The organism is Devosia sp. Leaf420, assembly GCF_001425445.1.
Classification (GTDB): Bacteria; Pseudomonadota; Alphaproteobacteria; order Rhizobiales; family Devosiaceae; genus Devosia.
This window is the reverse complement of the sequence record NZ_LMQU01000010.1, coordinates 408,596-431,230: the sequence shown is the minus strand read 5'-3', so window position 1 is coordinate 431,230 and position 22,635 is coordinate 408,596. Positions and strand designations below refer to the sequence as shown.

22 protein-coding genes and 1 tRNA gene are annotated in these 22,635 nt (G+C 60.8%); 10 read left to right on the top strand and 13 right to left on the bottom strand.

Features of this window, described 5'->3' with window-relative positions; all coding sequences use genetic code 11:
• The first annotated feature begins 89 nt into the window (after positions 1–89).
• The 3 genes from ASG47_RS09410 to ASG47_RS09400 all read left to right on the top strand — a co-directional run bounded on the left by ASG47_RS09410 (position 90) and on the right by ASG47_RS09400 (position 2,215).
• On the top strand, positions 90–794 hold the full coding sequence (locus ASG47_RS09410; RefSeq protein ID WP_061908466.1) for a YggS family pyridoxal phosphate-dependent enzyme: 705 nt from the start codon (positions 90–92) through the stop codon (positions 792–794).
• A 127-nt stretch (positions 795–921) separates the two neighbouring features.
• Complete coding sequence (locus tag ASG47_RS09405; RefSeq protein WP_061908465.1) at positions 922–1,605, top strand: response regulator transcription factor; 684 nt, start codon at positions 922–924, stop codon at positions 1,603–1,605.
• A 151-nt stretch (positions 1,606–1,756) separates the two neighbouring features.
• On the top strand, positions 1,757–2,215 hold the full coding sequence (locus tag ASG47_RS09400) for a Crp/Fnr family transcriptional regulator (protein WP_082511657.1): 459 nt from the start codon (positions 1,757–1,759) through the stop codon (positions 2,213–2,215).
• Here the strand turns inward: ASG47_RS09400 and ASG47_RS09395 are convergent.
• The 4 genes from ASG47_RS09395 to rimM all read right to left on the bottom strand — a co-directional run bounded on the left by ASG47_RS09395 (position 2,208) and on the right by rimM (position 5,115).
• Positions 2,208–3,023 (bottom strand): exodeoxyribonuclease III, encoded by an 816-nt coding sequence (locus tag ASG47_RS09395; protein ID WP_061908463.1) that lies wholly within the window; start codon positions 3,021–3,023, stop codon positions 2,208–2,210. The genes ASG47_RS09400 and ASG47_RS09395 overlap by 8 nt on opposite strands.
• A 174-nt stretch (positions 3,024–3,197) precedes the next feature.
• Positions 3,198–3,749, bottom strand: a complete 552-nt coding sequence (gene rplS, locus ASG47_RS09390; protein WP_061908462.1) for a 50S ribosomal protein L19 — start codon at positions 3,747–3,749, stop codon at positions 3,198–3,200.
• 146 nt (positions 3,750–3,895) lie between these two features.
• Positions 3,896–4,582 carry a tRNA (guanosine(37)-N1)-methyltransferase TrmD gene (gene trmD / locus ASG47_RS09385; protein WP_061908461.1) on the bottom strand — a complete coding sequence of 229 codons (687 nt, stop codon included), beginning with the start codon at positions 4,580–4,582 and terminating at the stop codon, positions 3,896–3,898.
• Positions 4,579–5,115, bottom strand: a complete 537-nt coding sequence (gene rimM, locus ASG47_RS09380; protein WP_061908460.1) for a ribosome maturation factor RimM — start codon at positions 5,113–5,115, stop codon at positions 4,579–4,581. The genes trmD and rimM overlap by 4 nt, the downstream gene beginning before the upstream one ends.
• Positions 5,116–5,242: 127 nt before the next feature.
• Between rimM and ASG47_RS09375 the strand changes: the two genes are divergently transcribed.
• Positions 5,243–5,542 (top strand): hypothetical protein, encoded by a 300-nt coding sequence (locus ASG47_RS09375; RefSeq protein WP_061908459.1) that lies wholly within the window; start codon positions 5,243–5,245, stop codon positions 5,540–5,542.
• Positions 5,543–5,589: 47 nt separating this feature from the next.
• Here the strand turns inward: ASG47_RS09375 and ASG47_RS09370 are convergent, their stop codons facing one another.
• The 4 genes from ASG47_RS09370 to tsaD are packed head-to-tail and all read right to left on the bottom strand — an operon-like array spanning position 5,590 to position 8,359.
• On the bottom strand, positions 5,590–6,024 hold the full coding sequence (locus ASG47_RS09370; RefSeq protein WP_061908458.1) for an EVE domain-containing protein: 435 nt from the start codon (positions 6,022–6,024) through the stop codon (positions 5,590–5,592).
• 5 nt (positions 6,025–6,029) lie between these two features.
• Positions 6,030–6,323: a YciI family protein gene (locus ASG47_RS09365; RefSeq protein ID WP_061908457.1), complete on the bottom strand. Its 294-nt coding sequence runs from the start codon at positions 6,321–6,323 to the stop codon at positions 6,030–6,032.
• A 1-nt stretch (position 6,324) separates the two neighbouring features.
• Positions 6,325–7,311 carry an NAD(P)H-dependent glycerol-3-phosphate dehydrogenase gene (locus ASG47_RS09360; protein WP_061908456.1) on the bottom strand — a complete coding sequence of 329 codons (987 nt, stop codon included), beginning with the start codon at positions 7,309–7,311 and terminating at the stop codon, positions 6,325–6,327.
• Positions 7,301–8,359 (bottom strand): tRNA (adenosine(37)-N6)-threonylcarbamoyltransferase complex transferase subunit TsaD, encoded by a 1,059-nt coding sequence (tsaD, locus tag ASG47_RS09355; RefSeq protein WP_061908889.1) that lies wholly within the window; start codon positions 8,357–8,359, stop codon positions 7,301–7,303. The genes ASG47_RS09360 and tsaD overlap by 11 nt, the downstream gene beginning before the upstream one ends.
• Positions 8,360–8,473: 114 nt before the next feature.
• Between tsaD and hemC the strand changes: the two genes are divergently transcribed.
• The 5 genes from hemC (at position 8,474) to ASG47_RS09330 (ending at position 13,038) form a co-directional block, all read left to right on the top strand.
• Positions 8,474–9,412, top strand: a complete 939-nt coding sequence (hemC, locus tag ASG47_RS09350) for a hydroxymethylbilane synthase (RefSeq protein ID WP_061908455.1) — start codon at positions 8,474–8,476, stop codon at positions 9,410–9,412.
• The gene (locus ASG47_RS09345; RefSeq protein ID WP_061908454.1) at positions 9,413–10,144 is read left to right on the top strand and encodes a uroporphyrinogen-III synthase; all 732 of its coding nucleotides are present in this window, start codon (positions 9,413–9,415) and stop codon (positions 10,142–10,144) included. It abuts the gene before it with no gap.
• 24 nt (positions 10,145–10,168) lie between these two features.
• Positions 10,169–11,542, top strand: coding sequence for a COG4223 family protein (locus ASG47_RS09340; RefSeq protein WP_061908453.1), 1,374 nt, complete (start codon positions 10,169–10,171; stop codon positions 11,540–11,542).
• Positions 11,539–12,924, top strand: a complete 1,386-nt coding sequence (locus ASG47_RS09335; protein ID WP_061908452.1) for a heme biosynthesis protein HemY — start codon at positions 11,539–11,541, stop codon at positions 12,922–12,924. The genes ASG47_RS09340 and ASG47_RS09335 overlap by 4 nt, the downstream gene beginning before the upstream one ends.
• Positions 12,925–12,962: 38 nt before the next feature.
• Positions 12,963–13,038: transfer RNA gene (locus ASG47_RS09330), tRNA-Thr, on the top strand.
• A gap of 14 nt (positions 13,039–13,052) precedes the next feature.
• On the opposite strand, the gene ASG47_RS09325 is transcribed toward ASG47_RS09330, so the two are convergent.
• Positions 13,053–13,829, bottom strand: coding sequence for an N-acyl amino acid synthase FeeM domain-containing protein (locus ASG47_RS09325; RefSeq protein ID WP_061908451.1), 777 nt, complete (start codon positions 13,827–13,829; stop codon positions 13,053–13,055).
• A gap of 98 nt (positions 13,830–13,927) precedes the next feature.
• On the bottom strand, positions 13,928–16,237 hold the full coding sequence (locus ASG47_RS09320) for a putative bifunctional diguanylate cyclase/phosphodiesterase (protein ID WP_061908450.1): 2,310 nt from the start codon (positions 16,235–16,237) through the stop codon (positions 13,928–13,930).
• Between the two features lie 249 nt (positions 16,238–16,486).
• Here ASG47_RS09320 and ASG47_RS09315 point away from each other — a divergent pair, with 249 nt between their 5' ends.
• Positions 16,487–16,774, top strand: a complete 288-nt coding sequence (locus ASG47_RS09315; RefSeq protein ID WP_061908449.1) for a 4a-hydroxytetrahydrobiopterin dehydratase — start codon at positions 16,487–16,489, stop codon at positions 16,772–16,774.
• A 10-nt stretch (positions 16,775–16,784) separates the two neighbouring features.
• On the opposite strand, the gene ASG47_RS09310 is transcribed toward ASG47_RS09315, so the two are convergent.
• From ASG47_RS09310 to ASG47_RS21080, 3 genes are all read right to left on the bottom strand, one after another.
• Positions 16,785–20,237, bottom strand: a complete 3,453-nt coding sequence (locus ASG47_RS09310) for an error-prone DNA polymerase (protein WP_082511655.1) — start codon at positions 20,235–20,237, stop codon at positions 16,785–16,787.
• Entirely contained in the window at positions 20,234–21,163 is a 930-nt protein-coding gene (locus ASG47_RS21085; protein ID WP_244484037.1) for a hypothetical protein, read from the bottom strand. Before ASG47_RS21085 ends, ASG47_RS09310 begins: the two co-directional genes overlap by 4 nt.
• A 598-nt stretch (positions 21,164–21,761) precedes the next feature.
• Positions 21,762–22,604: an ImuA family protein gene (locus ASG47_RS21080; protein ID WP_244487071.1), complete on the bottom strand. Its 843-nt coding sequence runs from the start codon at positions 22,602–22,604 to the stop codon at positions 21,762–21,764.
• Positions 22,605–22,635 lie beyond the last annotated feature (31 nt).

The window sequence follows — 22,635 nt, the reverse complement described above, 5'->3', positions numbered from 1 at the left end:
GAGCTCGCCAGCTTGCGCTTTTCGGGGTTTTTGGCTACCGGACCATCACCAGAAATCCCCTCCAAGGTCAACAGAAACGGGGCCTTACCATGGCCGACAGCGCCATCAGCGCAAAAACCGCGCTCAACACCATCATCACACGGATCGAAAAGGCACGGGACCGATTTGGCGCGCCGCCGGAAAAGGTCGAGCTGGTCGCAGTTTCGAAGACTTTTGATGCCGATGAAGTGCGGCCGTTTATGCAAGAGGGACAACGGGTTTTTGGCGAGAATCGCGTCCAAGAAGCCAAGGAAAAGTGGCCCTTGTTGCGCTCGGAATTCTCCGGGGTAACTCTCCACCTTATTGGCCCCCTACAAACCAATAAGGCGCGTGAAGCGGTCGAGCTATTCGATGTCATCGAAACCGTCGATCGCGACAAGCTTGCCGGGGTCTTGGCGCAGGAAATGCAGCGCGCCGGCAAGCGCCTACCGTGCTTCGTTCAGGTCAATATTGGTGGCGAAGACCAAAAGGCCGGGATCTCGATCAATGAGACGGTCGATTTCGTGAAACGCTGTCGCGAGGTGCATGGGCTCGATATTGTCGGCCTCATGTGCATCCCGCCTGACGGTCAGCCTGCGGGTCCCTATTTCGCGCATCTCGCCATGTTGGCGCGGCAGTGCGAGGTGACCAATCTCTCCATGGGTATGAGCGGGGATTTCGAGACCGCCATCGCCATGGGCGCGACCCATGTCCGTGTTGGATCAGCGCTTTTTGGCCATAGGCCTAAGGCCGCAACCGCCGATCACTTGGCGTAAACGGCTGCAACTTTTCCCCGCCATTTTTCGTTACTGGGAACTAAATAACGCTCATGTGATTGGCGAGCCCAGAACGGGTCGCATTGATGTGTTGGCGTCGGCCACAGCGAAAAGACCGGAGAATCCAATGAACAAGCGACGCATCCTTGTAGTGGACGACGACGCGGATCTGCGCGAAACGCTGGTCGATCAGCTCAAGGGGGAACCTGAATTCGACATCGTCGAAGCCGGGTCGGCGAACGATGCGCTAAAGGTGCTGCGCGAGAGCAATGTCGAGCTGACCATTCTCGATGTCGGCCTGCCGGATATGGACGGCCGCGATGCGGTCAAGCTGATGCGTCAGGAAGGCATCAAGAGCCCCGTCCTGATGCTCACCGGTCATGACACAGAAGCCGATGAGATCAAGGGCCTTGATTCCGGCGCCAATGATTACCTGACAAAACCCTTCCGCTTCCCGGTGCTGCTGGCTCGTATCAATGCGGCGCTGCGCCAGCACGACCAGAGCGAAGATGCGGTCTTTACGATCGGCCAATATAGCTTCCAGCCTGCGGCCAAGGTCTTGGAAACCAATGACGGGATCAAGGTTCGCCTGACCGACAAGGAAACCTCGATCCTCAAATATCTCTACCGCCAGGGCCCAAAAACCATCACCCGCGACATCCTTCTCAAGGAAGTATGGGGGTATAATAACCGCGTCACGACGCATACGCTCGAGACGCATATCTATCGCCTGCGCCAGAAGATCGAGCGCGACCCCTCCAATGCGCGCCTGCTGGTCACCGAAGATGGCGGTTATCGCCTGGTCCCTTGAGGCTAAACCGCGCCCGCCGAAGGCAGAATTTCACTTTCGGCAGGCGTGGCTTGGACAAGGGTGTTCATTCTCGGAGCGAACTACCCTATAGACAATGCGTTGACCCGCCGGATGTCGTTCGGCGGGTAGGGCGCATTTGGGTCGATGGCTGATGAGAATGGACGATGCGGCCGCCATACTCGCGCGGGCCGACTTCTTCAATATGTGCGACGATGAGCAACGGCGCATGCTGGGCTTCGCCAGCGATCGCCGGATGATGGATGCCGACAGTGTCATCTATACGGCGGGCGACGTGCCCGAGGGCGCTTTCGTTCTGATCGAAGGCACCGTCAAGGCGCGCAATGTCGGCGTCGAAGCGGGAAAGCCCTATGCGCTGTCCGAGCCGGGCAGCATCATCTCGCCCATGGCGCTCATTCTCGAAAAGCCCCGTCCCGTGACCATCACAGCCGTCACCGATTGCGAGCTGCTTTTCGTGCCGCGTTCGGCCTTTTTGAAGCTCGTGCGGCAGTATCCTGAGCTGGCTCAGAAAGCCGTGCAGCGCATCGAGCGTGAATTGACCGGCTATCTCACGGCGCTTGATCCGCTCAAGCGTAAGTTGAAGGCTAAATAGGACGCGCGAAGCGAGCGATCACCGGCACGTGGTCCGATGGCTTGTCGGTCCAGCCGCGGGCAGGACGGATGATTTCCGCACCAATCGACTGTTCCGCGACATCGGCGGTGGTCCAGATATGGTCGAGGCGACGGCCCTTGTCGGCCGCATTCCAATCGGCGCTGCGATAGCTCCACCAGCTATAGAGTTTCTGGTCATAGGGAATGTGCTTGCGCACCACGTCCACCCAGCCATGCCCCCCCGTGAGGAGGCCATTGAGCGCTTCGGTCTCTATCGGCGTGTGGCTGACAATCTTGAGGAGCTGCTTGTGGCTCCAGACGTCGTTCTCATGCGGCGCAATGTTGAAATCGCCGGCGATCAACTGCCCGCGCTGGAACATCGGCTCGCCGAACCAAGTCTTCAGTTCGGCGAGGAACCCAAGCTTGTGCTTAAATTTCGGATTGATCTCGGGATCGGGCTCGTCGCCGCCAGCAGGAATATAAAAATTGTGCAGCGTGAACGGGCCATGGCCGATATCGACCAGCGCCGAGACATGGCGCGATTCCGGAATTTCGAAGAAAACCCGGCTCGAAATATCGGTCAGCGGAAATTTCGAGACAATGGCCACGCCGTGATAGCCCTTTTGCCCATGCACAGCCATGTGCGGGTAGCCATTCTCGATGAAGGCGTTGCGCGGAAACTGGTCATTCGTGCACTTGATCTCCTGCAACATCAGCACATCCGGCTGATACTGGCGGAGAAAATCGAGCACCATCTCGATGCGTAGCCGCACGGAGTTGATGTTCCAGGTGACGATAGAAAGGGTCATGGGCGTTCCGGACTTTTTTGCGACTTGGAGCCGAGGCTCTTTTAGGGCGGAGCCGGGGCAGGGGTAAAGCCGGAAATGGCCGGGCAGGGTCGTCTCCTGACGAGATATGTCAGCACCCAAAACAAAAAAGCCCGACCTTGCGGCCGGGCTTCAAAGCTTGACGCTAAAAAGCGCTTATTCGCTCTTGGCTTCGCCTTCAGCGGCGGCAGCCTGTTCAGCGGCCTTGGCGGCTGCTGCGGCTTCTGCATCCTTGGCAGCCTGTTCGGCGGCAAAGGCTTCAGCGGCTGCGACCTTTTCGGCTTCGCGGGCTTCGCGAGCGGCCTGAGCTGCAGTGCGTTCGCCAGCTTCGATCTTGCGGGTACGGGCGTTGGTCGATTCGAAAATACGAGCCGACTTACCGCGACGATCGCGCAGGTAGTAAAGCTTGGCGCGACGAACCTTACCGCGCTTGATCACTTCGACCGAAGCAATGTTGGGCGAGTAAAGCGGGAAGACGCGTTCCACACCTTCGCCGTACGAAATCTTGCGCACGGTGAAGCTTTCGGTGATGCCGCCGCCGGAGCGGGCGATCACGACGCCTTCATAGGCTTGGAGACGTTCCTTGTCGCCTTCGCGAATCTTGACCCACACCTTGACGGTATCGCCATGGGTGAATTCCGGGAGTTCGCGCTTGGACGCCTGCAGGGCTACCTGCTCGGCGTTGAGCTGTTCGATAATGCTGCTCATTTTTGATCCGTTCGATCTTTTCTAGGGGTGACTGGGTCACCCGGTCTTTGTTGTGACGGAGGTTAGTCTTTTTGGTCTTGGCGCACGCCGGGTCCGATACCCATGCGCGCGAATGGGCGGCTCATAGGGGAAAATGGCGAGAGAGTCTAGCCTTTATCCAATAGATCCGGGCGTCTCGACCGGGTCAGAGCGAGGGATTGCTCATGCCGCCACTTGGCAATTTTGCCATGGTCGCCTGAGGTGAGAACTGCCGGGATATCCATCCCTTCGAACGTCTGGGGCCGGGTATAATGCGGATATTCGAGCAAGCCGTTTTCAAAGCTTTCCTCGTCCCGGCTGTCGAGCGCGCCGAGAACACCGGGGATGAGACGCACGATGGCTTCGAGCAGAACCATGGCCGCGACTTCGCCACCGGCAAGAACATAGTCGCCTATGGAAATTTCCTGCAGGTTTCGCGAGTCGATGATCCGCTGATCGATGCCTTCGAAACGGCCGCAAACGATGACGGCACCGGGGCCGGTGGCCAATTCATGCGCCAGCGCCTGGGTCAGCGGTTTGCCGCGCGGCGACATGAGGATGCGTGGCCGCGGATCGCTTTCCGGGGCAATCGTGTCGATCGCCTTGGCCAAAATATCCGGCTTGAGCACCATGCCGGCGCCGCCGCCCGATGGCGTGTCGTCGACGGTGCGATGCCGGTCGGTCGCAAAGTCGCGCAGATTGGTCGCGCGCAGCGTCCAGAGCCCGTCGCCCATCCCACGACCCAGCACCGAGGCGCCGAGCGGGCCCGGAAAGAGATCGGGAAAGAGCGTGATGATATCGGCTGAAAACATCAGTCCGGTTGTTCCTCGCCCGGCTCAGCGTCGAGCGGTGGCGAAATGATGAGAAAGCCGGCCGCAATGTTGATCGTGGGCACGACCGCCTTAGTGAAGGGATAGAGAAACGTATCGCCCGATCGCGGATCGGTCACTTCGATCAGGTCGCCCGCACCATAATTGAGGAGCGCCGAAACCGCGCCGATGCTGACGCCACTCTCGAGGCGCGCATCGAGATCGATGAGGTCGGCATGGTAGAAATCATCCTCGTCATCCGGCTCGGGCAGGCGATCGCGGTCGATGAACAGCGACACGCCATTGAGCTTTTCGGCTTCAGTGCGATCCCTAACGCCTTTCAGCCGGGCGATCAGCACGGTCTTGCTGAGGCGCGCTGTTTCGATGGTAACTGTAAGGCCTGGCCGGTCGGTGTCGAGGGGGCCATAGCTCGCAATGGCTTCGGGATCGCCAGTGAAGGTCGCGATGCGCACTTCGCCCTTGATGCCATGGGCCGCGCCGATCTTGCCCATCAGAATGGTTTTTTCGCTGCCGGCCATGGCTGTCTCCACCTGTCTTTGCTGCTCCTTAGCAGGCTTGTTGTGCCGCGCAAGCTGTAGTGCGCATTCTGCGGAACCTTGCTCGCGATAACGGCTTTTTCCAGCAACGCACCGCTAGGAGAAGACAATGTCGCAAAAACTGACCGATCGCCAAGCCATTCGCGAATGGGCCGAAGCGCGTGGCGGCAATCCCGTCCTAATGGAAACGCCTGATGGCACCAGCAGCCGGACCATCCTGCAGCTCACCTTTGGTCAAGATGCACTCAATGCCGAAGGCAATGAGGGCCCCGATCGTGTGGACGGCTTTGAGCTTGTGAGCTGGGATGATTGGTTTGCAGCCCTTGAAGAGAATAAATTGGCCATCGAAGTCTCTGATGACCCTGCCGGCGGCAATGAAGCTGAATTCACTTTTGTGCCACGCGACTGACGCTACTTTTCGGCCAACGTTTCACGTGAATCGTTGGCCGCAAGTTCTCACAAGCCACCCATCTTACACAGCAGCATCCACTCCTCAGCGCTGACCTTCGACACGGACAGCCGCGACAGCTTTACGAGTTCCAGTTCTGATAGCGCTTCAGTCGCCTTGATCTCGGCGAGGGTCACCGGCTTCGGAAAGGGTTTGACCGACTGAACATCGACGCATTCCCAGACGACTTCGCCCTTGGCGTTGAGCTCTCCCGTCGAATCAGGATGGGCCGGCGCCACGATCGTCATGATGCCGACGATCTCCTTGCCGATATTGGAATGGTAGAAAAAGGCCTCGTCGCCGACAGCCATGGCCTTCATATTGTTGCGTGCCGCATAATTGCGCACACCATGCCACTCTTCGACTTCCCCCTTCGCCGTCTTGGCGACGAGATCGTCGAAGGAGAAAACGTGCGGCTCGGACTTCATCAGCCAATAGGCCATGAGGTTTAGAACTCCACGCCGGTGGTGTTGATGGCAATGCGCCAGCGCTTGACTTCGTAGCTCTCGAAAACCCCGGCGGGCACGAAGGGATCGGCCGCAGCCAGCGCCTCGGCTTCGGCAAGCGTTTCGGCTTCAAAGACGACGATCGAGCCTTCCGGCTGCTCTTCGGCATTGAGCAATGCGCCTGCAAAAACCAGCTTCTTTCCCAGCGAATCGAGATGTTCGAGGTGAACCGGGCGCGTATCGAGGCGCTTCTGCAGCGCGCCGGGGGCGTCCTTGGCGATCATGGCGTAGAGCATTTCAGTGTTCCCTCTTGAGCGGGCGGGACATCAGGCCCGCAACGATAGTGGCAATGTCGGCGCGGCCGGCGACAAAGGCGTCGACAGCGTCGATCAGTGGCGCATCGACATCGAGACTTTTGGCGAGCGCTGCAGCAACCGGCGCGGTGGCGACGCCCTCAGCGAGCTTGGCGCCGCTCGCAAGAATTTCGCCCGTCAGCCGCCCAGCGCCCAGCGCCATGCCGAATTGATAGTTTCGCGACTGAACCGAGGTGCAGGTGAGCGTGAGATCACCGAGCCCCGCAAGACCAGTCAACGTATGCGCGGAGCCACCTAGTGCATGGACCATGCGGGCCAGTTCGGCGTAGGCACGGGCGATCAGCGCCGAGCGGGCCGAGGCGCCAAGATGTGCGCCCTCCACGGCGCCACACGCCAGGGCGTAGACGTTTTTAAGGGCCCCAGCGATTTCGACCCCGATACGATCATCGGCGGCATAGGGACGAAACGTCGGGCCGGCGAGCGCGGCAGCAAGATCTGAGGTGAGGTTAGCGTCGTCGCCCGCGAGGGTGACCGCGGTAGGCCGTCCGGCCGCGACGTCGCCGGCAAAGCTTGGGCCGGAGAGCACGAAGCCAATCGCCTCAGGCGCCATATCGGCGAGAATCTCGCTCTGCCGCGCGAGGGTGCCAGTCTCAAGGCCCTTCGCCGAGAGAATGACCGGCTTACCAGCCAGCAAATCTGCATTCAGCGATGTAAGCAGTGTTCGCGTCGCTTGTGCGGGCACGGCAAGAATAAAGATGTCGGCCTCGACCGGCGTAGTATTGGCGGTGACCGTGTCGAGCAGCTCCTGGCCGGGCAGGGCGGCTTCATTGCGATGTAAGCGATTGATCGCCTCGACCTGTTCGGCGCTGCGCAGAACAAGTGTCACCGGTCGTCCGGCCATGGCCGCGGCCTGCGCCAACGCGGTGCCCCAGGCGCCACCACCGATGACTGCGACGCTTTCAAGCCGCATCGGACTTCACCCGCATATCATCGTCCTGAAGCGGCCAACGCGGCCGCGCAGCAATGGTCAGCTTGTCGGTGTCGCCCAGCGCAAACCGTTCGGCGCCGGCCCAGGCGATCATCGCGCCATTATCGGTGCAAAGCGCGATCGGTGGCACGATGAGTTCCGCGCCGACGCGGTTGCATAGTAAGTCCAGCACCGAAGCGATTTCGCGGTTAGCCGCGACACCACCGGCTACGACGAGGCGCATAGGTTGACCCGGAAAGAGGCTGGAAAACTTTTCAAGCGCCTGCCGAGACCGCGTCTCGATGATGAACGCCACTGTGCTTTGAAAACTTGCGGCGATGTCAGCAACGTCAACATCGCTGAGCGGCGCCAAGGCTTCTGCCTGCAGGCGCACGGCGGTCTTCAAACCAGAGAATGAAAAATCGAGCCGCTCTTCTCGTAGCAGCGGTTTTGGGAACTTGAACCTGTGACGATCGCCAGTTTTGGCGATGCGCTCGACTGCAGGGCCGCCGGGATGGCCGAGCGACAAAAGCTTAGCCACCTTATCAAATGCTTCCCCCAGCGCATCGTCGATCGTGCCACCCCAGCGCTCATAGTCGCCGACGCCGCGCACCAGCACGAACTGGCTATGTCCGCCCGAAACCAGCAGCATCAAATAGGGAAATTCAACGCCATTGGTCAGCCGCGCCGTCAGCGCATGGCCTTCGAGGTGATTGACACCGATCAACGGTTTGCCCAGCGACGCTGCCAGCGCCTTGGCCGTCGTGAGGCCCACAAGGACGCCGCCAATCAGTCCCGGACCAGCGGTGGCCGCAACAGCATCAACATCCGCGAGGTTGATCTCCGCCTCGTCGGCAGCCTGGGCAATAATGTGGTCGAGCCATTCGACATGGGCCCGCGCGGCAAGCTCGGGCACGACGCCGCCGAAGGCGGCATGCTCGTCGAGCTGGCTGCGGACGACGTTGGAACGAATGGTGCCGTGACCGGATTGATCCCGCAAGACGATGGCAGCCGCGGTTTCATCGCAGCTTGTCTCAATTCCAAGAATTATGGCTTGCGCTTGCCCGGTCACGACGAACTGGTCTACTCCGAAGAAAGAAGCGGCGCGATGCCTTCGCGGTCCGCGCACCAACTGTCCATTGGCCTATACTAGGACGGAGCCAGAATGCAATCGCCAGCCCCCTTCGCCCGGATCGGAACACGCGGCAGTCCATTGGCTCTGGCCCAGGCAAAACTCGTGCGCCGCCTGCTGTCCGAGGCCCATGGCGTCGGCGAAGATGAGATTGCAATAGAAGTCTTTTCGACCGGCGGTGACCGTAGCCAGGCGGCCAATGTCGAGCTCGCAACCATTGGCGGCAAGGGCGTCTTCACCAAGGAAATCGACGAGGCGCTGCTCGCTGGCCGCATCGATATCGGCGTTCATTCGAGCAAGGATGTTGCGACGGGCATGCCAGAGGGCATGGCTTTAGCCGCTTTTCTCGAGCGCGAAGACGTGCGCGACGCTTTTCTCTCGGTCAAAGTGCAGTCGATCGACCATCTGCCCGAGCGGGCCCGCTTCGGCACATCCTCCATTCGCCGCGCCGCGCAGGCGCTGCGTCTGCGGCCCGACCTCGAAATCGTGCCGTTCCGCGGCAATGTGCATACGCGGCTCAACAAACTGCTTGAGGGCGTCGCCGACGCGACCCTCCTCGCCATGGCCGGCCTCAATCGGCTCGAGGAAGCCCATCGGGCGACGGCCATTCTCGATCCCCAAAACTTCATGCCTGCCCCGGCACAGGGCGCAATCGGGCTCGCCGTGAGAAGCGATGATGACCGGTTCCGCTCGGTCGTCACGGCGCTCGATCACGCGCCTACGCACGCCGCTATTCTGGCCGAGCGCACTATGCTCGCGGTTCTCGACGGCTCCTGCCGCACGCCTGTCGGCGCGTTTACGTCCGGCTCTGGCGCCGGGTTAACGCTCAAGGGCGAAATTCTGAGCCTCGATGGCCAGACGAGTTTTCAGGCCGAAGCCAGCGGCGCGACGCCAGAGGCGCTGGGCCAAAAGGTCGGCAAATTCCTCCTCGAACAGGCCGGTCCCGATTGGGTCCGCCAGTGGATGGCATAGATGAAAATGCTCGTCACCCGTCCTGAGCCCGATGCCCAGGCCACGCAGGATCGTCTCGCGGCTCTCGGCATTACGTCGGAAGTGGCGCCGCTTCTGACCCGGCACGTGCTCGACTTTAATCTGCCGGCGCTCTCCGGCTTTGCCGCGCTCGCCATAACCAGCACAAATGCCCTCCGGGCCCTTGAAGAAAAGGGATTGCTGGAAGCCCTCAACCATCTGCCGGTCTATGCCGTGGGCGATCGGACTGCCCACGAAGCGCGCAGCCTTGGATTTACGGATGTCGTCAGCGCCGGCGGCACCTTTGAGCGTCTTTCGACCATGCTGGCGCTGGCCCGGCTCGACGGCCCGGTGCTGTATCCGGCCGGCAAGCATCTGAGCGGCGACCTCGCACACGCCCTCGCGCCCCATGGCATCATGGTCGTCACCGCAACAGTCTATGACATGGTCGCTGAGGCAGATTTTCCTGAGGACGTGCTGGCGCGAATCAAAGCCGGAGAATTTGCCGCCGCACTCATCTATTCGCGGCGCACGGCGGAGATTTTCGCGTCGGTTCTCAACGAGCGGCTTGATGCGGCACAAAAGCGCGACCTTGCGCTGTTTTGTCTCTCAGAAAATGTCGCTCAGCCATTGATCGAAAGCCATTTCACTCGCGTTCACCTGGCGGATAGGCCCGACGAAGAAGCAATGATGTCGCTGGCATTGGCTTTTGCCCGCGAGCAAACTGGGTCATGATCGGGAAAGGCAAAAGGAAAGCACATGGCTGATCCCAAGGACAAGGCAAGCGCTCCCCCCGAAACCAAGCCCGCCGGCAACAAGTCGGCTGCGGTGAAGCCGCCGGTGCTTGAAGGCAAGGCGCGCCCGGCTGGCGCGACGCCTGCGACCCCCGTGGTGAAGCCTGGGCCGGAGAAGGTCGATGCGGCAAAGCCCGAAGCCTTGAAGCCAGAACCTGCAACGGTCGAGCCGGGCAAGCCCGAATCAGCCAAGCCGTTTGGCCCGGAAAAAAAGCCCGATCCGCTCACCTCTGGAGCAGCAACAGGCGCGACCAAATCCGACCTGCCGAAATCCGATCCAAAGCCCACCCCGCCGCCAGTCGCGCCTAAGCCGCAAAACACCAGCAGCGGTGGTTCTGTATGGCTCGCCGGCCTCGTCGGTGGCGTGATCGGTCTTGGCGCCGCCTATGGTCTCGCGGTTGCTGGCTATTGGCCGGCGCCCGCTACGCCGCAGCCCGAGCAAGATCCGCGGATCGCCCAGGTGTCGTCGGCCCTGCCTGAATTGCAGACCGTTACGTCCACTCTTCAGGACGAGTTGGCCCGGCTCAATGAGCGTGTGTCGAGTGTCGAATCAGGCGCTGGTGCTCCAGCGGTCGAATCAACCGGCCCCGGAACCGACCAGTTGGCAACCGATCTCGCAGCGCTGAGCGCGCGGGTCGAAAGTCTGTCCTCGACACCGCAGGCTCAGCCGCAGGAAGCGGCTGAAAATGCCGCTGCCATCGCCAGCCTCCAAGCCGATCTCGCGACCCTTCGCCAAAACGCCGCGCAGACGCGCAGTGAGCTCGATACGGTTTCGGGAAAAATCAGCACTCTTGAAAGCGATGTTAGCGCTGGCACCGCGGCCGAAGCGGGGCAGGCCCGCCTGCCGCTGATCGTCTCGGGCTTTGATTCGGCCTTTGCAACGGGCAGTGCCTTTGATGCCGAAGTTGCAGCGCTCCGTCAGGCATTGCCCAATTTCGATATACCGCAGACCATCCTTGCCAATGCCATGACCGGGCTCAAGCGGCCCGATCTCGTCAAACGCGATTTCGATGCCGTCCTGCCCGATATCCTCGCCGGCCGGCCGACGCCCGCCAATGCCGGATGGCAGGAATCAGCCGGTGATTGGTTCCGCGGCATTATCGCCCTGCGCCCAACCGAGGCTGTGGATGGCGAAGGGCCAGAAGCGACCGTCGCCCGGCTCGAAGGCGCCATCAATCGTGGCGATTTCGTTGCGGCCAAGACCGAATTCGACGCCTTGCCCGAAACCATGCGCGCTGCCGCCAATAGTGTCGGCGATGATATTGCCAATCAGGCCGCGGCGCAGGGCTTCATCGCAGATCTCCGCCAGGCTGCTCTGACCGGAGGAAACGGGGCATGATTCGTCTCGCGCTCTGGATCATCGGCAGTCTCGTCGTCGCCGCCATTGCCGCATGGCTCATGGCGTTGCCGGGCACGCTGACGCTCGAACTCGCCGGCTATCGCATGCAGCCCCGGCTCGGCACGGCGGTCGTCCTGCTGCTTCTTGCCGCAGCGCTTGTCATTCTGGTCTGGGCTCTGGTGCGGCGCATTATCGGCGCTCCCCGCGCCATGGCGCGGCGGCGCGCTGTCCGTCGCCGCGAACAGGGCGTCGAAGCCCTTTCGGATGCCGTCATTGCGCTCCAATCGGGCGACCCAGCCCGCGCCCGGCTCCTTGCGCGCGAAGCGCAAGCGCGCCTGCCGGACAATAGCGCCGCAAAGCTCCTCGAAGCGCGCGCCGATCTGGCCGTCGGGGATATGCCGGCAGCGCGTGAACATTATCGGGCACTGATCGCCAGCGACAAGACGGCCCTTGCCGCCTTGACCGGACTTTACGATCAGGCCCGTGCGCAGCAGCGGCCCGAAGCCGCCCTGACCTTTGCGCGCAAGGCAATGAGTCTTTCGCCCGAAAGCGGTTGGGCTGCGGAAGCGGTGTTTGACGATCTGGTGCAGCGCGGCCAATGGGCGGAAGCCGTTGCCATGGTCAATGGCGAGGCGACCTCGGGCCGTGAAGGCCGGGCGAAGAAGCGCCGCCGCCAGTCCGTGATCGAAACCGCGCGCGCTCGCCAGAGCGAAGCCAGCCAGCCCCTCATGGCGCTCGAACACGCGCTCACAGCCCTCAAACTCCTCCCCGATTTCGTACCGGCTGCCCTGATCGCCGCACGCATCCAGATCAGCCAGGGCGAGAGCCGCAAGGCAATGAGCCTTTTGCGCCGCATCTGGCGTGCAACAGGCCATCCCGATGTCGCCGCTCTCTATACGCACGCCCAGCCCGGTGCCTCGGCCGTCGATCGTTTAAAGCGGGTCCGCGAGATCATCGATATGCCACCTGAGCATCGCGCTGCTGCCATGGCCATGGCCCGTGCGGCCGTGGATGCCTATGACTGGCCGCTCGCACGCGATGTCTTGATGCCCTATGTCGGTCCTGATCTGACCCAGGGTGTCGCCAGCCTTATGGCCGAGATCGAAGCGGGCGAAAGCGGAGACCAGGGCAAGGCGCGAGAATGGCTCGCCCGGGGCCTCCGCGCCGCGCGGGATCCCGCCTGGACTGCCGATGGTCTTGTCAGCGACGAATGGGAGCCGATTTCGCCGGTTACCGGCAAGCTCGACGCATTCGAATGGAAGGTGCCCGTCACGAGCAATGCCCGTCCGGCGAGCCTGCCACCCGCGCTTCCAGTCGAGCCGGCAGAATTGTCGCCCAAGACGCCTGCCTTGCCTCTTGCATCAGCCGAAAACCAACAGTAAAAGACCCACCATCCGCCGCGGCCTCGAGCCCGGTTGGCGCCGCTTTAGCTCAGTTGGTAGAGCACATCATTCGTAATGATGGGGTCAGGTGTTCGAGTCACCTAAGCGGCACCACTTCCTAAAAATCCTCAGATTTCGGCGAGTTCAGCGCGGGCGCTTTCATAGGCGTGCCGCGCCGAGGCCTTGATGCGCAGCTGCGCGCCCTGCTTCACCGTCTGCGAAAAGAGCTGGCTGCGCTCCTCTGCCGTCGAGAGGAAGAACGGAAAGCGCTCGGCGACGCGGGTGCGGATCGATTCGACCGTGGCGCCGAGAAGCGTCACCGGGAAATGAAGGCCGGGATAGGCGCGCACTTCACTCATGGGGACCGAACCAAAGACGCGCTTATAAAAAGCGCCGTGCTCTGGCCGCACGATGGCCAGCGTCTGGTCGGCATGAAAATGCACCGAAGCCATGGCGGCGACGCGGAGCGTCAGGAAGGGCAGGGCTGGATAGGCGAGCGAAGCCTCATAGTCCGCCGTAAACCGGCTCGGATCGATAAAGCTCATGCCCTCGTCGATCAGCGGCTCCAGGATGTCTGGAAAGACCTTCATGCTCGGCGACCGGCGGTGGTCTGCCGTCAGGTGATGCAGCCTGATCGAACTGACCAGTTCGCCCTTGATATAGACGCCAAAGCTCATGGCATTGGCGGTTTCGTCGAGATCGTCGATGCAGATCTCTTCGGCATTGTGGTCCATAAACCCCTCGCGCCGATAGGCGCGGTAGCGCAGCTTATAGATCGGGTCGTCAATGACGCCGGCATCGACCCGGGCATAGCTCACGTCATCGAGAATATCGATCAAGGCGCCGGAAAAACGCGAGGGTATACCCGCGCGGGCTGCAGCCGCGCTGTCTTTGTCGATCGCCATGCTGCCCGCCCCTGAATACGAATAAATACGAGGTTAACAATGTGTTAACGCGTATCCAAAGGCGACAATGCCGGTATAGTTAATATACGAGCTTTGCCTTAGGTATTTGTGGAAACAAGCCGCAGCGGTACCACGGTTTGACGGGAATGCTGTCGTTCCAGCAGCCGTGAAATGGCGTCGTAGCTCAGCGGTGCGCCATAAAGGAAGCCCTGAATCAGGTCGACCTCGGTGTGTTTGGTGACCAGTTCGAGCTGACGCTCGGTCTCGACGCCCTCGATCGTCGCGACGAGGTCGAGGTCCTTGCCCAGTTTGACCACATTGGCGAGGAGCTTGAGCGCCTTGTCGTCGCTTTCGATATCATCGAGGAACGAGCGGTCGATCTTGAGTTTGGTGAAGGGCAGGGCGCTGAGATAGCTCAGGGACGAGTAGCCCGTGCCGAAATCGTCGAGCGCGATGCCGACACCGCGCTTTGATAGCTCGAGCAGGGCGCTTGCCGCCGCGTCCCGCTGCTGGATGACGGTGGTTTCGGTGACTTCGATTTCGAGTCGCTCTGGCGAGAGCCCGGCCTTATCAAGTGCATCAGTCACGAGTTCGCTGACATTGCAGGAGCGAAAATCGCGCGCCGAAATATTGACGGCGACGCGCATGTCATCGGGCCAGGTGCGGCAATCCTGGGTGGCTTTTGCCAAAACGAAACGGGTGAGATCGGTGATCATCCCAGTGTCTTCGGCGATCGGAATGAACACGGCCGGCGAAATGGCGCCGAGTGTCGCATGCTTCCAGCGCGCCAACGCTTCGCAGCCTACAACGCGGTTCTCGCGGGGGTCGACGATCGGCTGGTACGCCAATTGGATTTCGCCATCGGCAATGGCGGCCTTGAGATCGATCTTGAGCTGCTGGCGAAGCTGATATTCGGTGTCCATGCGCGCATGGAATTGGACGATCCGGTTTTTGCCGCCCGATTTCGCCGCGTTCAGCGCCAGGTCGGCCTTGATCATCAACTGATCGAAGTCATCGCCACGGTCGGTCGACGACACCGAACCGAGGCTGACATTGATGGTCAGTTCGCGGCTCGGCAGGCGGTAGGGCACTTGCAATGCCGCGACGACGCGACGCGCATCGGCTTCGATGACATCCTCATTGCCGTGCGAAATGAAGAAGACGATGAACTCGTCGCCCCCGAGCCGCCCGACGATAGCATCGCGCGGCAAGACGGCCGGCAGGCGCAAGCCGACTTCCTCGAGCAATTGATCGCCCGCCAGATGGCCGAGCGTATCGTTGATATGCTTGAAATCATCGATATCGAGGATCAGCAGCGCCGCAATCCCGGGCTCGATCTCGTCGAGCCGTGCTTCGAGTGCACCCTCCACCAGTTCGGCGAAATGCGCACGATTGGGCAGGCCGGTCAGCGCATCGAACCGGGCCATATGGCTGATCCGTTCTTCAGCCGCGATACGGTCCGAAATATCTTCGAACAGCAGGACGACCTTGGCGTCGCGCGAGGAAATCGAGGCTTCGAAATATTGTCCGGCGCGATTGCCAATCAAAACCTTGCCGCTGGCGCCCGTCTCGATCAGCACCAGCATTCGCCGCGCTGCAGCGGAGGTCAGCGCACCGGTTTCAAGCGCGTGATCAAAAAGTTCGTAAAGCGGGCAGCCGAGCCAATCTGCCGGCTCATCGATGCCAAACGCTTCGAGCGCGCTGTCATTGGCCACCTCGATCAGGCGGTTCTGGTCCAGCATCAAAAGGCCATGGGCCAGCGTATCCAGCGCGGTATCGAGCTGCACCGCCAAGGCCGAGGCCGTCGTGCGGCCATGCACCGCCCGGAGCAAGACATCGCGCGAATTGCCCGCAATCTTGCGCAAGGATACGAAGAACGGCAGCAGCAAGAGCGTCAGCAGCGCATAGAAAATATCGCCCGTCAGCAAAAGCCCGAGCGACATCGGCACGGCGATGAGGAGGACCTGAATGGTCATCAGCCGGTCGATGGCGAAATTGCGCTGGGCGACGCCAACCAGCACCGAAACCGAAACGCTCGCGGCCGTCAGTTCGGCAAAGGCATCATCGACGACCCAGAAACTGAGGAGACACCAGACGCCATAGACCGTGGCGATAGCGGCAGCCCCGATCGTGGCGCGGCCTTCCCAATAGATGGCGGTCTCGACATCTTGGTCGCCAAGCTCTGCATCGGCAAAAGCCCGCATGTCGAGATGGCGAACCGCTCCGACGATGATGAAAAGCACCGCGATGCTGGCAAGATAGGCCGAACGCGATTCGAGCGCGGCGACCCCGGCGGCGAGCGCCGAGCCATAGGCGCCGAGCAGCATGGATAGCCTGTCGGCATAGAGCGAGCGGATCAACGACACATAGTCGATCGGCGGCAGCAATTTGTGGGCGGCTTGGAACATTGCGATCCGCCTAGGGCTCAACTGTTGAGGGCCCGTACCTTCGACTCCGGTCAAAAGGCATGGGCGGACGCCACAGGGCAGTGGCTTTTGGCCATTTCATCCTTGAAACGACCGACCTCTCGTGACGTGTGAGACAACGCGGATCTGGTTAAGATCGCCTTGAATGTGAGGCACGGCTTGAACTCTTGTCCGACTTTCCCGTTGCGAAGGTGAACCATGTCTTAAAAATCGGCAGAGAACGAGGACGAAATGAGCCAGCGTTTGTCAGCAGCAGAGGTCGAGACGGCGAAATCCAAGCTCGAGGGCTGGACGGTCGATGCCGAAGGCAAGACGCTTAGCCGCAGTTTCACCTTCAAGACATTTACCGAGGCTTTTGGGTTTATGGCCCAAGTCGCTCTCTTTGCTGAAAAGGCGGAGCACCATCCCGATTGGTCCAACAGCTACAACAAGGTCGAGATCACTCTCTCGACCCACGACGTCGGCGGCCTCACGCAAAAGGACGTCGATCTGGCTGAAAAGATCGGCGCCATCGCCTGATCGGCCTCTCTCAATGGAAATTGCGGCCCTTCGGCATGGCGGCATAGGCGCGGCGACGCGCCAGTTCGATCTCGCGAATGGCGTTGCGATCCCGGCTATGGCTGCCCGGCGGGCCTGATTTTCCTTCGTCGGCCCGCGCCACGACCTTATCGCCAAAGTCCTTGCCGTGAGAGAGGTCGAGCAATTGCGGGGTCATGTCCTCCAAATCGTCAGCGATGATATGGACAACGATCCCCTCGCGCTGCACTTGGCCTTTTACGGCCAGCATCCGGCTCGAGAGCAGAATTTTGCGCATCCGGTCATTTTCGAACATTTTGGGCCAGACGACGATATTGGCGACCCCGGTCTCGTCCTCGAGCGTCACGAAGATCACCCCGCTTGCCGTCCCTGGTCGCTGCCGCACCAGGACAAGCCCCGCCACCTCGATCCGATGTCCCGGCGTCACCCCCATCAAATTCTGCGCCCGCGTCACCCCGCGTTCCTGCAACATCGGCCGCATGAATTCTACTGGGTGCCCCTTGAGGGATAGCGACAGCGTCGCATAGTCATGCACCACCTCCTCACCCGGCGCCATCAATGGCAGGCCCGCTGGCTCTTCCCTTTCGCTTTTGGCCTGACCAGAAGCAGCAAACAGCGGCAGCGTGTCCGCCCCGTGAGTTCCCACCAATCCCTTCACCGCCCACAACGCTTCGCGGCGATTGAGGCCCAAAGATGCAAAAGCATCGGCCCTTGCGAGTTTTTCGAGGCTGGCAATGGGCACGCCGGTCCTCAGCCACAGGTCTCGTATTGAGCTATAGCCCCCGCCCCGCCGCGCCAAAATGCGGTTGATGTCATTTTCGGCAAGGCCTTCGACAAAAGTCAGACCCAAGCGGATGGACTTATTGGACAGGATATCTCCGCGCATTTCGGCATGGCGCATCCAGACGCCATCGCCTGTGTCGCGGGTGCCTGGCTCAAGAATGGATTCGAGATGGGAAAAATTGATGTCGACGTCGAGGATCTCGACCCCATGCTCGCGCGCGTCGCGCACGATCTGGCTGGGCGAGTAAAAACCCATGGGCTGGGAATTGAGCAGTGCGCAGGCAAAGACATCGGGATAGTGGCACTTAAGCCAGCAGGAGGCATAGACAAGTAGGGCAAAGCTCGCCGCATGGCTTTCGGGAAAGCCATACTCGGCAAAGCCCTGGATTTGGGCGAAGCAGTTCTTGGCAAATTCTGGCGGATAGCCGTTTGCCTCCATACCTGCCAAGAATTCGTCGCCGAATTGGGCGATCTTGCCGGTGCGCCGCCAGGCAGCCATGGCGCGGCGCAATTGGTCGGCCTTGCCGGGCGAAAAGCCAGCCCCGACGATCGCGATCTGCATCGCCTGTTCCTGAAACAATGGAACTCCCAGTGTGCGTTCCAGCACCCCTTTGAGCTTGTCGTTATAATAGACCGGCTCTTCGAGCTTTTGCCGCCGCCGCAAATAGGGATGCACCATGTCACCCTGAATGGGTCCGGGGCGAACGATGGCGACCTCGATGACTAGGTCGTAGAATTTTTCGGGCTTGAGCCGGGGTAGCATCGACATCTGCGCCCGGCTTTCGATCTGAAAGACCCCCAGCGTGTCGGCCCGCTGGATCATGGCATAGACACGCGCCTTGTCCATCGGGCCCTGGCCCGTGTCCTCGGAGAGAAGATCAACCAGTTGCAGGTCCTTCTTATAGTGGACATGCATGAGCTCGAAAGCACGCCTGAGGCAGGAGAGCATGCCGAGCGCCAGGATATCGACCTTGAGAATGGCCAAAGCGTCGATATCGTCCTTGTTCCATTCGATGATGACGCGGCTGTCCATCGCGGTCTTGCCAATGGGCACGAGGCTTTCAAGGCTATCGCGGGTGATGACGAAGCCGCCGACATGCTGGCTCAGATGACGTGGAAAGCCGCGCAGGACTTTGACCACCTCGAACATCTGGGCCAGCACGGGATCGTCCGGGTTAAGCCCGATATTGCCAACGCTCTTGAGGTCGACGCCTGACCCCCAGCCCCAATGCAGCTGGTTGAAGGCGCTGATCGTATCTTCAGAGACACCGAAAACCTTGGCGGTCTCGCGTATGGCGCTTTTGGATCGGTATGTGATGACATTGGCCGTCAGGCCGGTGCGCCGTCCGCCATATTTCTGGTAGACATATTGCATCACCTCTTCGCGCCGCTCGTGCTCGAAATCGACGTCGATATCGGGTGGCTCGTCGCGCTCGGTCGAAATGAAACGGCCAAAGACGAGATTGCCGGTTTCCGGATTGACCTCGGTGATATGAAGACAAAAGCAGACGCTGGAATTGGCCGCCGAGCCGCGGCCCTGACACAGTATTTTCCGCTCCTCGCGGGCGAAGCGGACGATGTCGTGCACGGTCAGGAAATAGGCCGCATAGTTCTTGTAGCCAATCAGGCAAAGCTCGGACCAGATCGAACGCTTGATGCTGTCGGGCAGGCCTTTGGGGAATCGCTTGGCGGCGCCTTCCCAGGTTAGGCGTTCCAGCGTCTGTTGCGCCGTCTCCCCATTGCCCACTGTCTCTTCGGGATAATTGTATTTGAGCTGATCGAGCGAAAAGCCGATGCGGGAGATAAAGCGCTGTGTCTCCCCAAGGGCTTCGGGATGTTCAAGGAAGAGCCGCGCCATTTCCTCAGGCGGCTTAAGATGTCGTTCGGCATTGCGTGTCAGCAAAAATCCGGCATCCTCAAGGGTCACGTGCTCGCGAATGCAGGTGACGACATCGAGCACCATATGGCGGTCCGGCTCGTGATAGGCCACGTCATTGCTGGCGATCATGCGTGCGCCATGTCTTTTGGCGAGAAAATCGATCCGGTTGAGCCGTGCCCGGTCCTTGCCATCGAGCCTTGTGGCACCAGCGACCCAGACTCGATTGGGTGTTTCGGCGACGAGGCGCTCCAAGGTGCGTTCGGTCAGTCCCCAATTTTCTTCATCGGGCACGAGGATGAAAAGCTGCCCTTGGGCATAGTTTTCGAGCGGGCCTTGTTCTTGGGTGGAGGCAGGATCGCTGAACCCGAAGAGATCGCCAAACCTCAGGTCGGGATTGCCTTTTTCACCGCGCTTGTTGGCTACCGTCAGGAGCTTGCAGAGCCGTCCATAGGCCACCCGGTCGGTTGGATAGGCGACGATATCGGGCGTGCCGTCTGAAAAGCAGAGCCGGACCCCAACAAGATAACGGAAAGCAGGGTTGATATCGCCCCTGTCGCGGGCTGTTACATAGCCGCGCACCACCCCGGCAAAGCTGTTGCGGTCGCATAGTCCGAGCGCGTTGAGTCCCAGATGCATGGCGCCAGCCACCAGCTCTTCGGGATGTGAGCCGGCGCGCAGGAAGGAAAAATTACTGGTGGTAATAAGCTCTGCAAAAGCGGGCGGAGAATTTCGGGTCGGTGTCTGGCCCGGCTTTCTCCGCTTGAGGGTGATGACCTCGCTCATGCGAAAAATCCATGCAGATACCAGCTGGGATGGACCGGACCGCCATAAAGCCCCAGGCGAAACACCCAGAAACGGTGACCGTCCCGATCTTCGACCACGTAATAGTCGCGCATGCCGGTCACCGGATCGAAAAGCGGAAGATCCGGCTGATAGGGCAGGGGTTTTGGGATTTCCCCCGGCTCTGGCTTTTCAGGCTTGGGGTCAGGCGCGAGCTTGAGCTTTTCTCGGCGCCGCCACCATTCGGCGCTCAGCCGCTCGGGTCCCGCTGCCTTGACCAAGCGATATTGCTGGCGACGCCAGATCATGGAGGCGGGGAGGCCATCGGGCACTTCGGCATTGATGGCGACAAGTTCAGGCATGGGCAAAAGGCGCAGAGGCCGTTCAAGATCGGGCTCTTCGTTGGCCATCTTCTGATATCGGCCCAGAACCGGCACGAGGCGAGCGGCCCGCTCCGGCACATGGCTTTTGATCAGTTCGGTTTTCAGTACGGCGATCGCGCCCAGCCGGCTCGCGAGCCGATCGGTCAATTGATCGAGCATATCGGCGCCGGACCCAATCGAGAAAGCGCCAAGCTGGGTGGCATCGAGCCTATCGAGTGAACTGGCAGCGAGACGCACCACGTCGATGCCAAAACCGGGATCATAATTCTCCTCGCTCAGCCTCTCGGCCCGATGCTTGAACATATTGGCGATGTGGAGGGGATCGCGCGTTACCCGCCCGGCATTGAGCGAGAGCGTCATGACCTTATGGTCGACGCGATAAAGGAAAAGATGAAAAGCCTGAGCGCCTACACCGTCCTCTTCGAGATGGCGTGCGAGGTCCTGGGCCAGATCCCGGGCGGTCAGTAAAACATCGTCGAGTTGGGAAATCGGCTCGGGAAATTTGCGCTCGACAAAATGCTCGCTCACCGGTAGGCGCGGCACCATGCGCTCTTCGATAAGGCCATAGGCCTGGTCGAGGCGAATGATAAGGGAGGCTCCAAACCGCGCAAGCATCGGCTTTCGAGGCCGATGGCGTAATTCGCCTATGGTTTTGAGCCCCATCTGGTTCAGAAGCGAAAGCTGGTTTTCCTGGAGCCGCAATGCGGCAATCGGCAGGAGATCAAGGCTCTGGTCGAGATCATGGGGTTCGATCACCCGATTGGGCGCGAAGTGGCTCAAGCCCCAGGCGCCGCCAATGGTCGAGGCAACAGCGCCATTGACGGCGTAGCCGAGGGCGCGAAGCCGGGCCACCAGCTGATGCAGCATTTTGCGCTCGCCACCGAACAGATGATCGACCCCGGTGATATCGAGAACGAGATCGCCATAGGGCTTGCTGTCTTTCATCACGCCAACCAGTGGGCTGGCATTGGAGTGCCAATCGGCAAAATCGGCAAAGGCTTCCGTAAAAAACTCGGCCTCATAGGGCAGAACCGTCAGGTGCGGCAGCAAGGCCCTTGCATCGGCAAGGCTCTGGCCAAGGCGAAGACCTTCGTGGATTCCTTGAGGATCGAGCGCGGCAAGCCTCAAGCCGCCGCGGATCTTTTCATAAAGCGCCAGCGGTGGCTTGAGAGCGGGATCGCGACGCTTGAGATAGTCCGTTGGCCAAAAAGGCAGGGTGAGGACGAGAAACCTGCGGTCGCGCAGCAGGCCGGGATAGACCGTCTTTCCAATCGGGGAGAGAGTTGAAGCCATTTTCCGTCCACTCGAGGACCCAATCCATATTGCGCCGGATGGCGATGCCCTTTTCCAGTTCGAGCCGCCATCGAGCAGCCCCGGGGGCTCTTTCATCGAACGGCCTTCGGCCGGATCGGTGTGGACTTAAGCGCCATCGCACATGCGCGGCGCTGGCCTGCCGCTCGGTGCCGTAGCGCAAGAGAAAGAGAGACGTGCCGCTTTCGGCCGTTCGCAGGCTGAGCCGGCGGCTCGCCGTAAAGTCGAGGGGTTCAGGATGCGCCCCGATATCGGCAACGATGCCGGCAACGGCGCGACAGGCGAGCGCCTCCTCGGCGACCCACAAAAGGTCGCGCATGTCATTGGCTCGTACGAGGATCAGCTGGTCGGGATCAAACCCGAAAGATTTTAATCCCGGTCCATAGGGCAGGCCAAAGGTCTGACCGTCCTTTTCCAGCTGCAGGTACAGCACGGCCATGCGCTTGGCGGTCAGCAGTGTTTTCGCCTGTCCCAGCGCAAAGCCGAGACTGGCGCCGCCATTGCGCAAGGCATCGGTAAAAATCTCCTGCATCAGCCCACCCGAGAGACGTGGAAAGCTGCCATCGCTAGTATCGAGCGACCGGTCCGGCGTTTCCGCCAGCGCCGGTTTTCTCTCGATATCGGCAATGGTGTCCCGCAGCGCGGCGAGGCGCTGTTGGTGATCGGGGGCTGGCATGATGTGACCGCTTATGTGAACAAAACAGGAA